Below are 12778 nucleotides of genomic sequence, written 5' to 3'. Positions count from 1 at the left end.
TCGGCCAGGGTAGGTGAGATCCGATGACCCAGGAACCGGACGGACACGGTCCCGAACCGACGTTCGCCGACGTCATGAACGGGTTCAGCCTCGACTCGCGGCGCAAGCCGAAGAAACGGCGGTGGGGGCGCAACCGCGACACGGACGACAGCGGCGGTCAGCCGGAACCGCCGCAGGCACCGGCCGAGATGACCGGGCCGATCAGCGGGTCGGCGGCCTACGGGCTGCCGCCTACCCCCGCCGAGCGGGAGGCGGCTGCGCCGTCCGAACCGCCGCCACCGCCACAGCAGCCTCCGCCTGCCGCGGCACCGGCGCCGTCCCCTCCGGCCGCGGGCGGGGCGGCCTCGGTCCGCCCGTACGCGTGGACCCGCGGCCGGACCAAGTCGGGCTACGAGCTGGCCGTCGAGACCCTGGTCTCGGTCAGCAACCGGGCCCGCAGCCAGCTGGAACTGTTGCCGATGGAGCATCGCGCCGTCGCCGACCTGCTGCTCGAGCAGACCCGCTCGGTGGCCGAGGTCGCGGCGCTGCTCTCGCTCCCGCTGGGCGTGGCCCGGGTACTGCTCGGGGACATGGCCTCCGGGGGCACGGTGACCGTTCACCAGACCGCGAGCACCCCCGGCAACGTGCCGGATCTCGCGCTGATGGAAAGGGTGTTGAGTGGACTCCGTCGGCTCTAGGCCACAGCCGTCCCAACCCGCCGCCGGCATGTCCCGTACCGCGACGATGTCGGCCAAGATCGTCGTGGCCGGCGGGTTCGGCGTCGGGAAGACGACCTTCGTCGGCTCGGTCTCGGAGATCATGCCGCTGACCACCGAGGCGGTGATGACCGAGGCGAGCTCGTCGCACGACGACCTCTCGGCCACCCCGAACAAGCGGTCCACGACCGTCGCGATGGACTTCGGCCGCGTCTCGCTGGACTCCGACCTGGTGCTCTACCTGTTCGGCACGCCCGGCCAGCAGCGATTCTGGTTCATGTGGGACGACCTGGTCCGCGGCGCGATCGGCGCCGTCGTCCTGGTCGACACCCGGCGGCTGGCCGACTCGTTCGCGGCGATCGACTTCTTCGAGGACCGCAACCTGCCCTACGTGGTGGGGGTGAACGCGTTCGACGGGCACCTGCAACACGGTCTGGAGGACGTCCGCGAGGCGATGTCGATCAACCCGGCGGTGCCGATGGTGGTCTGCGACGCCCGGCACCGGGAGTCCACCAAGGAGACGCTGATCGCCCTGGTGCAGCACGCCATGCACCAGCGGATGGCGGCCGGCGCCCGGTAGCCCTACCGGGCGCCGCCGTCGTCGTCCCCGACCGGGGCGATCGAGGTGATCCGGTGCAGCTGGATCCGGCGCAGCTCACCGTCGAGCGCGTCCCGTCCCTCGACGACGCCGCCGCCGACCGAGGTCGGGGCCAGCACCCGGTCCCCGGCGACGCCCTGCGCGTCGACGTAGCCGATCCACACCGTCTGACGCTCGCGGGCGGCCTCCTGCAGCGACGCCAGGGTGACCGTGGCCTCGGACCCGCGCAGCGTGGTCGCCCGGTCGGCCACGCTGTGCCGCACGCCGGCCAGCGCGTCCCCGGCCCGTAACCGCTCCACCAGCTCCTCGGCCCGCCTGGTCGGTGCCCCCTCCGCGCCGCCGGCCCCCGCACGGCTGCCGGCCCGCCGCCGCGGCTCGGCCCGGCGCCCGCGCCCGGCCAGGTCCAGCACCGCGCCGCCGGAGTCCTCGGCCGCCGGGCTGAAACCCGCGGCCCGCAACCCGTCCAGCACCTCGGCCAGCGACAGCGCGCTGACCAGCACGTTGGGCGCGATCCGGCGCAGGCCCAGCTCCCCGGTGGCCGGGTGCGCGAGGACCTCGGAGACCAGCACGTCGTCGTCGGAGCGCAGGAAGCAGGCCACCGCGCCGCCGCGCAGCCGGCCGTGCCGGCGGGCGACGTCGTCGACCAGGTACTCCAGGGTCTGCGGGACCGGGGTGCGGGACCGGGCGTGCAGCACCGCGCGGACATCCTCGGCGGTACGCCCGGTGTCCAGCGCGCGGCGCAGGCTGCGCTCGGTGAAGCGGTAGACCGTCGCCCCGCCCGCGGACTCGACGTCGGCCAGGATCGCCAGCTCGTTCGCCAGGTCCGCGGACAGTCGTCCGGGTGCGACGGCAGTCAGGTCGGCCTGCAACAGGATCTCCTCGACCGGCGCGGGCAGCGCGGCGTGCAACACCGCGGCCAGCTCGGTGGGGTGCCGGGACTCGCGCGACGCCGGGTCGAGCAGCACCCGCCCGGTCGTGGTGAGCGCGTCCAGGGCGACGACGCCGAGGGTCGTCGCCTCCGCGACGGTCCAGGCCACCGTCTCGTCCCGCAGCCGGCCACCCCGCCGGGGCGCCCGCCAGGCAAGCAGCCGGGCCAGGTCCTCGGCCGAACCCACCGAGGTGCCCGGGGGGAGGGCCGCCAGCGCCTCGAGAACCCGGCGCCGGTCCCGCCCGGCCGGTGGCCTGCGCGGGCCGTCGGACAGCGCGGTGATCGGCTTGTCGGCCTCGTCCCGCCGGCCGATCAGGCCGGGCAGCCGGGGCAGGTCCAGCCAGGCCGTCGCCAGCACCGCCCAGCGGCCCTCCTCGGGACCGGCCGACCAGGCGTCGGCGGCGGTGGTCGGCAGCCACTCCGGCGACGCCGACTCGGTCTCGCCGAGCAGGTCGGCGGCGAACAGCAGCTCGACCAGCAGCGCGGCGGTCGGCTCGTCGGCGTCCGCCGCCTTGGCCACCCGGCGCAGGTCACGCACGCCCAGGCCGCCGGATCGGAGCACGCCCGGCGCCTGGGTGCCGAACCACTCCAGCATCAGGTCGGCCCGGCGCAGGAGCTCCAGCGCCGCGCCCGCCCCGGTGCCGTCGACGACGTCGCTGTCCCGCTGCCGGACCGGGACGTCCGGTCGGCCGATGTCGAGCCGGCCCATCGGACGGTCCCCGCGCAGTGCCAGCCCGACCTGGCGGGGCAGCTCGACGGTGCCGGAGTCCCGGCGGACCAGCAGGCCACGGGAGAGCAGCGCACCGACCGGTCCGGAGCCGTCTCCGGCGCTGCGCGAGCGCCCGATCGGCGGGCCCTCGGCGAGCACGTCGAGCACCTTGCGCTCTTCCGGGGTGAGGGCGTCGAGCAGGGCGGGCAGCTCGCCGGTGGCCGCCGGGCCGGTGGTCTCCCGCCCCAGGCCACCCGGGAACGGTCCGACGACCTCGGCCGCGGCGGGGACGACGGACAGCGCCTCCTCGGTGCCCCAGGCCAGCGCGCGGTCGAGCAGCGGCCGCAGCCCGGCGCCGAAGGTGGCCTCGTCGACGTCCGGACCGAGGTAGCCGCGGACCTCGGCGGCCGGCACCGGCGCCCGGCCGGCACCGGTCAGCACCAGCGCCTCCAGCACGGTGAGCGCGACCGTGTCGAGCTCCTCGCAGGCGCGCTGCACCGACGCCCGGATCGCGGCCCGGGTGGCCAGGACCGTCAGGTCCCCGGGCGGGGGCACGGCGAGATCGGAACGCAGCCGCAGCAGGGCGGCGAGGAACTCGTCGTCCCGCCCGCGCAGCCACTCGACCAGGGACGTCTGCACCGCGACCAGGGTAGTCCCCGATCACCCGCGGCGGGCCCGGGCACCGTTCGGGGACCGCGACGGGACATCGGCGGCACCCGTCCGGGATACTGGTGTCCGACACCCGAGCGCGATGGAGGGACCGATGGCCGCCAAGCACGGCGACACCGACCGGATCGACCCGGCCTGGCCGGACCTGCCCGACGGCGAGCACCCGCTGACCGAGCTCCTGGGCACCGTGCAGGGGAACATGTCGCCGTTCGGCGACGTGGCCTTCCCGCTCGACTCCGTGCCGTACGAGCACCCCGTCACCGAGATCAACCGCTGACCGTGGTCGCCGGCCTGCTGCTCGCCGGAGGTGCCGGACGACGGATGGGCACCCCGAAGGCCCTGGTCCGACTGCACGGCGAACCGCTGGTGGTCCGGGCGGTCCGCACCCTGCTGGCCGGTGGCTGCTCGCCGGTGACCGTGGTGCTGGGCGCCCGCGCCGAGGACGTCACCGACGCGCTGCTGCGCGCCGGGCTCGGTCCGGAGGTGGGCGCCGTCGTGGCGGAGGACTGGGACGAGGGCATGGGCGCCTCGTTGCGCCGCGGCCTGGACGCCCTGACCCACCTGCCCGGGCTCGGCGCGGCCCTGGTCCACCTGGTCGACCTGCCCGGGGTCACCGCCGAGGCGGTCCGGCGCACCACCGACGGGGCCGGATCCGCGTCGCTGCGCCGGGCCGCCTACGACGGCACGCCCGCCCATCCGGTGCTGCTCGGGCGGGACCACTGGTCGGGCGTCGTCGGACGGGCCGCCGGCGACTCCGGCGCCCGGGACTACCTGGCCGGGCACCCGGCCCTGGAGCTGGTCGAGTGCGGTGACGTCGCCGCCCCGGACGACGTGGACACCCCCGAGCAGCTCCGCCGCCTGGCCGGTATCTGACCGGCCCCGTCGGGGACGGTCAGACGGTCAGCTGCTGCCCAGGGAAGATCATCTGCCCGGCACCGAGGTGCGGGTTCTTGGCGAGCAGGTCCTTCCAGTTCGCCATCCCGTTCGCGGAAGCGATCTTGCCGAGGGTGTCCCCCGACTTGACCGTGTAGTTGCCGCCGGACGGCGCGGCGGGAGCGGCGGCCGGGGCGCTGAGCTTGACCCGCTCCGGCGCCTGGGACCCGCTGTCGCTCTCCGGGCTGCGCGGGGTCGACGAGCCGGACGCGCCGGTCTTCTTCGAGCACGACGGCCAGGCGTTCCAACCCTGCTCGGCGAGCACGTTCTCGGCGACCGCGATCTGCTCGGCCCGGGAGGCCTGGTGCGCCGACGACGCGTACTCGCCGCCGCCGAAGGCCTTCCAGGTGCTGGGCGTGAACTGCAGGCCGCCGGAGAAGCCGTTGCCGGTGTTGGCGGCCCAGTTCCCGGTGCTCTCGCACTGCGCGAGCTCGTCCCAGGTGGAGTCGGTGGCGGCGTTGGCCGCCGGCACGATCGCCACCATCGGGGCGCCGAGGACGGCGCCGGCGACGGCGGTCCGGGCGACGGCGCGCCCGGTCGTGCTGGGTTTGCGATGCTTACCGCGGTAACGAGCCATGACAGGTCTCCCGCGTGGCGCGTCCCGACTCCGCCCGGGGAGTGGGCGGCGGTGCGACGGCCGGGGAGTGGCCGTCGACCGGAGCACGGTCGGCCCTGTCCCACGTGCGTTGCCTCGGGGGCCGGTGCCCGCCGGACAGGGAGCGCTGCGGTACCGGGGCCCTGCCACAAGGGGGAGTCGGCGGGACCGGCGAGGACGGTACGTCCTCATCACGATGACGGAAAGAGGGCGGCAACCCGGCGCGTGCACGCTCGTCCCGCAATCTTCAAGATCGAACAATCCGTTTTCGCTGCTCACGAAGCCCGATCACGAAGACGAAACGGAGCGGAAAAGGTTGCATTCGCCACATCAAACGTGATTCAGATCACTCCCCGATGGCCCTGTCGGGCCCCGTACCGGCCACCCGCCGTGGCCGGATGGCCCGTAGGGTCGGTGGCGTGACCGAGCTCAGCCACGTCGACGAGGCCGGCGCCGCGCGGATGGTGGACGTCTCGGAGAAGCAGCCCGGGCCCCGCGCCGCGGTCGCCACCGGCGTCCTGCGGACCACCACCGAGGTCGTCCGCCTGCTGCAGACCGACGGCCTGCCCAAGGGCGACGCGCTGGCCACCGCCCGGATCGCCGGGATCATGGGGGCCAAACGCACCCCGGACCTGGTCCCGCTCTGCCACCCGATCGCGATCAGCGGGGTCACCCTGGACCTGGACGCCGCCGACGACCGGATCACCATCCGGGCGCGGGTGCGCACCACCGACCGGACCGGGGTGGAGATGGAGGCGCTGACCGCGGTCACGGTCGCCGGGCTGACCCTGCACGACATGGTCAAGGCGGTGGACCCGGCCGCGGTGCTGGACGCCGTGCGGGTGGAGACCAAGGACGGCGGCAAGACCGGCAGCTGGACGCGCCCGGAGGACCGGCCGTGAGCGCGCGCACGGGAGACGCCCCGGCCCGGGTCGCACGAGTGATCACCGCCTCCAACCGGGCGGCGGCCGGTGTGTACGCCGACCGCGGCGGCCCGGTGATCGTGGACTGGCTGCGCGACCGCGGGTACGAGACCCCGGACCCGGTCGTCGTCGGCGACGGCGAACCGGTCGGCGAGGCCCTGCGGGCCGCCGTCACGGACCGGGTGGACGTCGTGCTCACCACCGGCGGCACCGGCATCTCGCCCACCGACGCAACCCCCGAGGTCACCCGCGGGGTGCTCGACCACGAGGTGCCCGGCCTGGCCGACGCGATCCGGCGGGCCGGCGAGTCCCAGGTGCCCACCGCGGTGCTCTCCCGCGGCCTGGCCGGGGTGGCCGGGCGCACCCTGGTCGTGAACCTGCCCGGGTCCACCGGCGGGGTGCGCGACGGCCTGGGCGTGCTGGAGCAGGTGCTCGACCACGCCGTCGACCAGCTGCACGGGGGCGACCACACATGACCGGGTCCGCCGGACCGGCCGAGGTGGTCCGCGCCGCCGTCGGCGAGGAGCCGCTCGACGTCGACGAGCACGCCCGCCTGGTCGAGCACGCCGCGGCCGGCGCCGTGGTCACCTTCGCCGGGGTCGTCCGCGACCACGACGGCGGGAAGTCGGTGCGCGGACTGGAGTACAGCGCCCACCCGACGGCCGGGCGGATCGTCGCCGAGGTGGCCGGGCAGATCGCCGCCCGCTCACCCGGCGTGCGCGCGCTGGCGGTATCGCACCGGGTCGGCCCGCTCGACATCGGCGAGGTCGCGCTGGCCTGCGCGGTCGCCGCCGAGCACCGGGGCGAGGCGTTCACCGCCTGCGCCGAGCTGGTGGACGAGGTGAAGCGGCTGCTGCCGGTGTGGAAGCACCAGCGGTTCGCCGACGGTACCGACGAGTGGGTCAACTCGACCTGAACGAGTGCCCTGAACGACGGAACGGCCCGGGCTCCGCGTGGGAGCCCGGGCCGTCGTCCACCGGGGCGGGTGTCGGGGACACCGCACGCCCCGAACTCACCTCCACGGGTGGCGGCCCGTGGAGGCGGGGATCAGCGGACGCGCCGCTGGGCGGGCGTCAGCGCAGCGCCAGCTGCTGCCCGACGTCGATCGAGTCCGGGTTCCCCAGCCCGTTGGCCGACACCAGCTTCGAGACCGAGGTGCCCTGCGCTGCGGCGATCTTCGACAGGGTGTCACCGGACTTCACGGTGTAGCCGCCGGAGGTGGACTTCGAGGCATTGGAAGAGGCCTTCGGGGCGGCCGACTCGGCCGGCGCGGACGCCTTGACCCGCTTGCCCGGATCGGCCGAATGGCCGGTCACGCCCACCTTCTTCGAGCAGCTCGGCCAGGCGTTCCAGCCCTGGGCCGCGAGAACCTTCTCGGCCACGGCGATCTGCTCGGAACGGCTGGCGTTCGCCGCCGAGCCCGAGCCGCCGTAGGCCTTCCAGGTGGACGGCGCGAACTGCAGGCCGCCGTGGTAGCCGTTGCCGGTGCTGGTCGACCAGTCGCCGCCGCTCTCGCACTCCGCGAGGCGGTCCCACACGCCGTCCGGGGCTGCGGTGGCGGTGCCGGCGATCGCCGCGGACGCGCCGACCGTGACGATGCCCGCCACGGCCATGCGCAGGAGACTTCGGCCCTTGGTTCCCTGAGACATTGCTCTGCTCCCACCGCGCCGCCCGAGTGACCACCGCCCGCCCAGCGGTCCCCGGGGCACACGGGTGCCCACCGTTCGTCGCGGGTGCGTCGATCGGGACCGGGGAGCGACGTCGGTGACGCCCGCGGAGTGGTCGTGCTCGTCCCCGTCCCGTTCGTGTTCCTCGGCGGACCGGACTTCCGCGGGACGGGGGTCCTCGGCGCGGCGGTTCCGGATGATGGCTCGTTCGGTACGACCGCTCCTCGTCGGATCGGCCGAGGCGGAACAGTGAATGGATACGACGAATCCGTCAACGAGCGAATGCGTGAGCGAACTCACGACCACACGCTTGTTATTATCAATTCGCCGCTAAACGCGCTGGTCGACGACGTCACATCACGGCCGCATCACGCACCTGTGAATAGCTCCGGAACGGAAGGACCATCCGGCGACGCCTGCTGTGGGCGCCGCCGCCTGCCGTCCGGCATGCTGGTCGGGTGAACGTCTCCGCACCCGCCGGCGCGGGATCGACTCCCGCCCGCCCGACCCCCGGAAGCCCGGCCGAGCTCGCCACCGCGCTGCGCGCGACCGGTTACCTCGCCGACGACGGTCTGGCGACGGCGGCCTTCCTCTCGATGCAGATGAACCGTCCGCTGTTCTGCGAGGGCGAGCCGGGTACCGGCAAGACCGCGCTGGCCCAGGCACTGGCCGAGACCCTCGACGCCCCGCTGATCCGGCTGCAGTGCCACGACGGTATCGACGCCGCGCAGGCGCTCTACGACTGGGACTTCCCCCGGCAGCTGCTGCACCTGCGGGCGCTGGAGGCCGCCGCCGGGGTGGACGGCGCCACCCTGGACGCCGACGCCGTCGAGGCATCCCTCTACGACGAGCGCTTCCTGCTCTCCCGGCCCATCCTGCGCGCGCTGCGCACCAGCCCTTCGGTGCTGCTCATCGACGAGATCGACCGCGCGGACGACGAGTTCGAGGCGTTCCTGCTGGAGGTCCTGACCGAGCACGCGGTCACCATCCCCGAGGTCGGGGAGATCCGGGCGCAGGTCCCGCCGGTCGTCGTCCTGACCTCCAACCGGACCCGCGAGGTGCACGACGCGCTCAAGCGGCGCTGCCTCTACCTCTGGCTGGAGCACCCGAACATCGATCGGGAGATCGAGATCCTGCACAGCAGGCTGCCCGGGGTGCCGGAGCGGCTGGCCGCCGAGGTCGCGCGTGCCGTGCAGAAGCTGCGGCAGACCGACCTGATCAAGCCGCCGGGCGTGGCCGAGACCCTGGACTGGGCCCACGCGCTGCAGCTGGTCGGGGCCCGACACCTGGATCCGGAGTCCGCCGCGCACACCCTCGGGGCGGTCCTCAAGTACCGCGAGGACGCCGACCGGGTACACAAGCAGCTCGACACGCTGCTGGCGTCCTGAGGCGATGGCTCCGAACACGCCGGCGCCACCGGAGGCCGACGCCGGCACGCTACTGACCGGGCTGGTCGGGTTCACCGAGGTGCTGCGCAGCGCGGGCGTCCCGGTCACGAACGACCGGGTGACCGCGTTCCTGGAGGCCCTCGACACGCTCGACGTCACCGACCGAGAGCAGGCGTACTGGGCGGGCCGGCTCACGCTGTGCGGTGACCCGGACGACGTCGTCCGCTACGACCTGGCCTTCCCGGCCTGGTTCGAGCCGGCGCAGGGCCGCCGGGCCACCAACCGCGACGAGCGCCCGCCGGCACCGCCGAAGCTGGCCGCGCTGGTTCCCGGCCGCGAAGGTGCCGGGGACGACCAGGACGACGACCCCGGCCCCGAGATCAAGGCCGCGGCGACCGGTACCGAGGTGCTGCGCAGCCGGGACCTGGGCGAGCTGTCGCCGGCCGAGCGCGAGCACCTGCGCCGGTTGATGACCTTGCTGCGGCCGGAACCGCCGACCCGGGCGTCGCGGCGCAAGCGGCGCAGCCGCCGCGGGAGCGCCGACCCGCAGCGCACGCTGCGCGCGGCGCTGCGCAACCAGGGCGAGCTCGTCGACATCCGGCACCGGGACGCCTCGCGGCGGCACCGCAAGGTCGTGCTGCTGATCGACGTGTCCGGGTCGATGGAGCCCTACGCCGACGCCCTGATGCGGTTCGCGCACGTCTTCGTGCGCCGGTCACCGCGTTCGGTGGAGGCGTTCACGCTCGGCACCCGGCTCACCAGGATCACCCGGGAATTGCGTCAACGTGACCCGGAAAGGGCCCTCGGTGCCGCCGGAAAGGCCATTCCCGACTGGTCCGGAGGGACGCGTCTGGGCGAGGTGCTGCAGGCGTTCGTGGATCGCTGGGGACGCCGCGGGGCCGCCCGCCGGGCCGTCGTCGTGATCTTCTCCGACGGTTGGGAGCGCGGCGGGACCGAGCTGCTCGGCACCCAGGTGGAGCAGCTGTCCCGGCTGGCCCACCGGCTGGTCTGGGTCAACCCGCACGCGGGCAAGGACGGTTACGCCCCGGTCCAGGGGGGAATAGTCGCGGCCCTGCCGCACTTGGACGATCTGCTGGCCGGGCACAGCCTGGACACGATGGAGAGACTCCTACAGGTGGTGCGAGATGCGTGACGTGATCGACCAGCTCGAGGGCTGGTGGAAGAACGACGAGCCGGCGGCGCTGGCGACCGTGGTCGGCACCTTCCGCTCGGCTCCGCGGCAGCCCGGCGCGTCCATGCTGGTCGGCGCGGGCGGCGAGGCGGTCGGTTCGGTGTCCGGTGGCTGCGTCGAGGGCGCGGTCTACGAGCTCGGCCAGCAGGTGCTCGCCGAGGACCGTCCGGTGCTGCAGCGGTACGGCGTCTCCGACGACGACGCGTTCGCCGTCGGCCTGACCTGCGGCGGGATCCTGGACGTCTTCGTGGAGAAGGTCACCCCGCAGACCTACGACCAGCTCGGCCGGATCGCCGAGGCGATCCGGGACGAGAGCCCGGTCGCGGTCGCCACCGTCGTCGCGGGGCCGGTCGAGCGGCTCGGGACGCGCCTGATCGTCTGGCCGGACCGGGTCGAGGGCGGCACCGGCTCGGACCGGATCGACGACGCCGTCCGCGACGACGTGCGCGGCCTGCTCGACTCCGGCCGCAACGCCACGCTGACCTACGGGGTGCACGGCGAGCGTCGCGGCGAGGGGCTGCAGGTGTTCGTCGAGTCGTTCGCCCCGCCGCCGCGCATGATCGTGTTCGGCGCGATCGACTTCGCCGCCGCGGTGGCCCGGATGGGCTCGTTCCTCGGCTTCCGGGTGACGGTCTGCGACGCCCGCCCGGTGTTCGCCACCGCCAGCCGGTTCCCCGGCGCGAACGAGGTCGTCGTGGAGTGGCCGCACCGCTACCTGCAGGCCGAGGCCGACGCCGGCCGGATCGACTCGCGGACCGCGCTGTGCGTGCTCACCCACGACCCGAAGTTCGACGTGCCGCTGCTCGAGGTCGCGCTGCGGCTGCCCGAGGTCGGCTACATCGGCGCGATGGGCTCCCGGCGCACCCACGACGACCGGATCGAGCGGCTGCGCGGGAAGGGTGTCACCGAGGCCGAGATCGCGAAGATGTCGTCGCCGATCGGGCTCGACCTCGGCGCCCGCACGCCGGAGGAGACCGCGGTCTCGATCGCCGCCGAGATGATCGCCCAGCACTGGGGCGGCGAGGGGGTCCCGCTGGCCGGGCGCGAGGGCCCGATCCACGCGCCGTGAGGGGCCGCACACTGCGGATCGCAACCCTCCCGCGCCGCCCTCCCTCGCCGATCGAGGGGGACCGCGCGGAGGGGGTGCCCTGTACCGTGTGTCGCACGCTCGTGACCGAGCCGTGACCGCTCACGGGCCACGGTGGACGAACCACGACGCGGGAGGAGGGCAGCGTGGTCCTCAGCGGCCCATCCGGCACGACGGATGCCCCGGGCGTGCCGAGCATCCCCGCCGCCGAGTGTCCGCAGCCCGGACGTCCGCGACTGTCCAAGTTCCACGCCCCTGAGATCGTCTTCGGGCAGGACTCGCTGCCCGAGGCGGCGCACGCCGCGCTCCGGCTCGGCGCGCGGCGGCCGTTCGTCGTCACCGACCCGGGCGTCACGGAGGCCGGCTGGCCGGCCGAGCTGCTGCGGCGGCTGCGCTCCGCCGGTCTCCGGCCGCAGCTCTGGAACGAGATCACGCCGAACCCGAAGGACCACGAGATCCAGGCCGGGTTCGAGCGGTACGAGAGCTCCGGTTGCGACGTCGTGATCGGCGTCGGCGGCGGCTCGGTGATCGACGCTGCGAAGGGCGTGGCGCTGCTCGCCGCGAACGGCGGCGCGATCGGTGACTACGAGGGCATCGACCGGATCGCCAACCCGATCCCGCCGATGGTGATGGTGCCCTCGACCTCCGGCACCGGGGCGGACGTCTCGCAGTTCTGCATCGTCACCGACACCGAGCGGCGCACCAAGATCACGATCATGGGGCGGGCGCTGGTCCCGGACGTCTCGGTGATCGACCCCCGGCTGCTGGTCAGCATGCCGGACTGGCTCAACGCCGCCACCGGGCTGGACGCGCTGACCCACGGCATCGAGGCGTTCGTCTCGCTCGCACACGGCCCGCTGACCGACACACACGCGTTGCACGCGGTCCTGCTGGTGCACGCGAACCTGCCGAGGACGATGATCCGCAGGCAGGACGACGGCCCGCGGACCGCGATGGCCCAGGCCGCGCTGGAGGCCGGGCTGGCCTTCACCAACGCGATCCTCGGCGCCACGCACGCGATGAGCCACCAGGTCGGCGGGATGCTGGACCTGCCGCACGGCCTGATCAACGGGATCCTGCTGCCGCACGTCATCCGGTTCAACGGCTCCGACGACCCCACCCGGTTCGTCCCGATCGCCCAGGCCATGGGCCTGCCCGCCCGCCCGGGGATGGCCGGGGACGAGGCCGTCGACATGGTCGCGACCGAGGTCCGCAAGCTCGCCGACGAGGTGGGTGTGCCGACCGGGCTGGGAGCGATCGGCGTCCGGGACACCGACGTGCCCCGGCTGGCCCAGCTCACCCTGGGCGACGCCTGCCTGACCACCAACCCGCGTGCCGCGACCGCCGCCCAGATCGAGGACCTGTTCCGGAGGGCCCTGTGAGCGGCGGACCGC

The 12778-nt window shown here is 74.3% G+C and carries 12 protein-coding genes and 1 pseudogene; 10 read left to right on the top strand and 3 right to left on the bottom strand.

The features are described 5' to 3' along the window. Positions 1–23 precede the first annotated feature (23 nt). On the top strand, positions 24–677 hold the full coding sequence (locus ACLFMI_RS23955) for a DUF742 domain-containing protein (protein ID WP_410950205.1): 654 nt from the start codon (positions 24–26) through the stop codon (positions 675–677). A gap of 28 nt (positions 678–705) precedes the next feature. Further along, the gene (locus tag ACLFMI_RS23950) at positions 706–1275 is read left to right on the top strand and encodes a GTP-binding protein (RefSeq protein ID WP_410950204.1); all 570 of its coding nucleotides are present in this window, start codon (positions 706–708) and stop codon (positions 1273–1275) included. 2 nt (positions 1276–1277) lie between these two features. On the opposite strand, the gene ACLFMI_RS23945 is transcribed toward ACLFMI_RS23950, so the two are convergent. After that, positions 1278–3569 carry a helicase-associated domain-containing protein gene (locus ACLFMI_RS23945; protein WP_410950203.1) on the bottom strand — a complete coding sequence of 764 codons (2292 nt, stop codon included), beginning with the start codon at positions 3567–3569 and terminating at the stop codon, positions 1278–1280. 124 nt (positions 3570–3693) lie between these two features. On the opposite strand from ACLFMI_RS23945, the gene ACLFMI_RS23940 reads away from it, so the two are divergent. After that, entirely contained in the window at positions 3694–3876 is a 183-nt protein-coding gene (locus tag ACLFMI_RS23940; RefSeq protein ID WP_410950202.1) for a hypothetical protein, read from the top strand. A 2-nt stretch (positions 3877–3878) separates the two neighbouring features. Further along, complete coding sequence (locus ACLFMI_RS23935) at positions 3879–4472, top strand: nucleotidyltransferase family protein (protein ID WP_410950201.1); 594 nt, start codon at positions 3879–3881, stop codon at positions 4470–4472. A 19-nt stretch (positions 4473–4491) separates the two neighbouring features. On the opposite strand, the gene ACLFMI_RS23930 is transcribed toward ACLFMI_RS23935, so the two are convergent. Continuing rightward, entirely contained in the window at positions 4492–5109 is a 618-nt protein-coding gene (locus ACLFMI_RS23930) for a LysM peptidoglycan-binding domain-containing protein (RefSeq protein ID WP_410950200.1), read from the bottom strand. A 416-nt stretch (positions 5110–5525) separates the two neighbouring features. On the opposite strand from ACLFMI_RS23930, the gene moaC reads away from it, so the two are divergent. Beyond that, the gene (moaC, locus tag ACLFMI_RS23925; RefSeq protein ID WP_410950199.1) at positions 5526–6029 is read left to right on the top strand and encodes a cyclic pyranopterin monophosphate synthase MoaC; all 504 of its coding nucleotides are present in this window, start codon (positions 5526–5528) and stop codon (positions 6027–6029) included. A 38-nt stretch (positions 6030–6067) separates the two neighbouring features. Next, positions 6068–6966: pseudogene (locus tag ACLFMI_RS23920) on the top strand (molybdenum cofactor biosynthesis protein MoaE). Positions 6967–7123: 157 nt separating this feature from the next. Here the strand turns inward: ACLFMI_RS23920 and ACLFMI_RS23915 are convergent. Further along, a complete protein-coding gene (locus tag ACLFMI_RS23915) occupies positions 7124–7699 on the bottom strand; it encodes a LysM peptidoglycan-binding domain-containing protein (RefSeq protein ID WP_410950198.1) in 576 nt (191 codons plus the stop codon). 476 nt (positions 7700–8175) lie between these two features. Between ACLFMI_RS23915 and ACLFMI_RS23910 the strand changes: the two genes are divergently transcribed. The 4 genes from ACLFMI_RS23910 to ACLFMI_RS23895 all read left to right on the top strand — a co-directional run bounded on the left by ACLFMI_RS23910 (position 8176) and on the right by ACLFMI_RS23895 (position 12766). Continuing rightward, positions 8176–9105: an AAA family ATPase gene (locus ACLFMI_RS23910; RefSeq protein WP_410950197.1), complete on the top strand. Its 930-nt coding sequence runs from the start codon at positions 8176–8178 to the stop codon at positions 9103–9105. 4 nt (positions 9106–9109) lie between these two features. Then, positions 9110–10258 carry a vWA domain-containing protein gene (locus tag ACLFMI_RS23905; protein WP_410950196.1) on the top strand — a complete coding sequence of 383 codons (1149 nt, stop codon included), beginning with the start codon at positions 9110–9112 and terminating at the stop codon, positions 10256–10258. Continuing rightward, positions 10251–11366: an XdhC family protein gene (locus tag ACLFMI_RS23900; protein WP_410950195.1), complete on the top strand. Its 1116-nt coding sequence runs from the start codon at positions 10251–10253 to the stop codon at positions 11364–11366. Before ACLFMI_RS23905 ends, ACLFMI_RS23900 begins: the two co-directional genes overlap by 8 nt. A gap of 206 nt (positions 11367–11572) precedes the next feature. After that, positions 11573–12766, top strand: coding sequence for an iron-containing alcohol dehydrogenase (locus tag ACLFMI_RS23895; RefSeq protein WP_410950194.1), 1194 nt, complete (start codon positions 11573–11575; stop codon positions 12764–12766). Positions 12767–12778: the final 12 nt, after the last annotated feature.

Origin of the sequence: Pseudonocardia nantongensis (assembly GCF_046546495.1) — a bacterium.
Taxonomy (GTDB): domain Bacteria; phylum Actinomycetota; class Actinomycetes; order Mycobacteriales; family Pseudonocardiaceae; genus Pseudonocardia; species Pseudonocardia nantongensis.
This window is presented reverse-complemented; position numbering and strand designations above follow the sequence as displayed.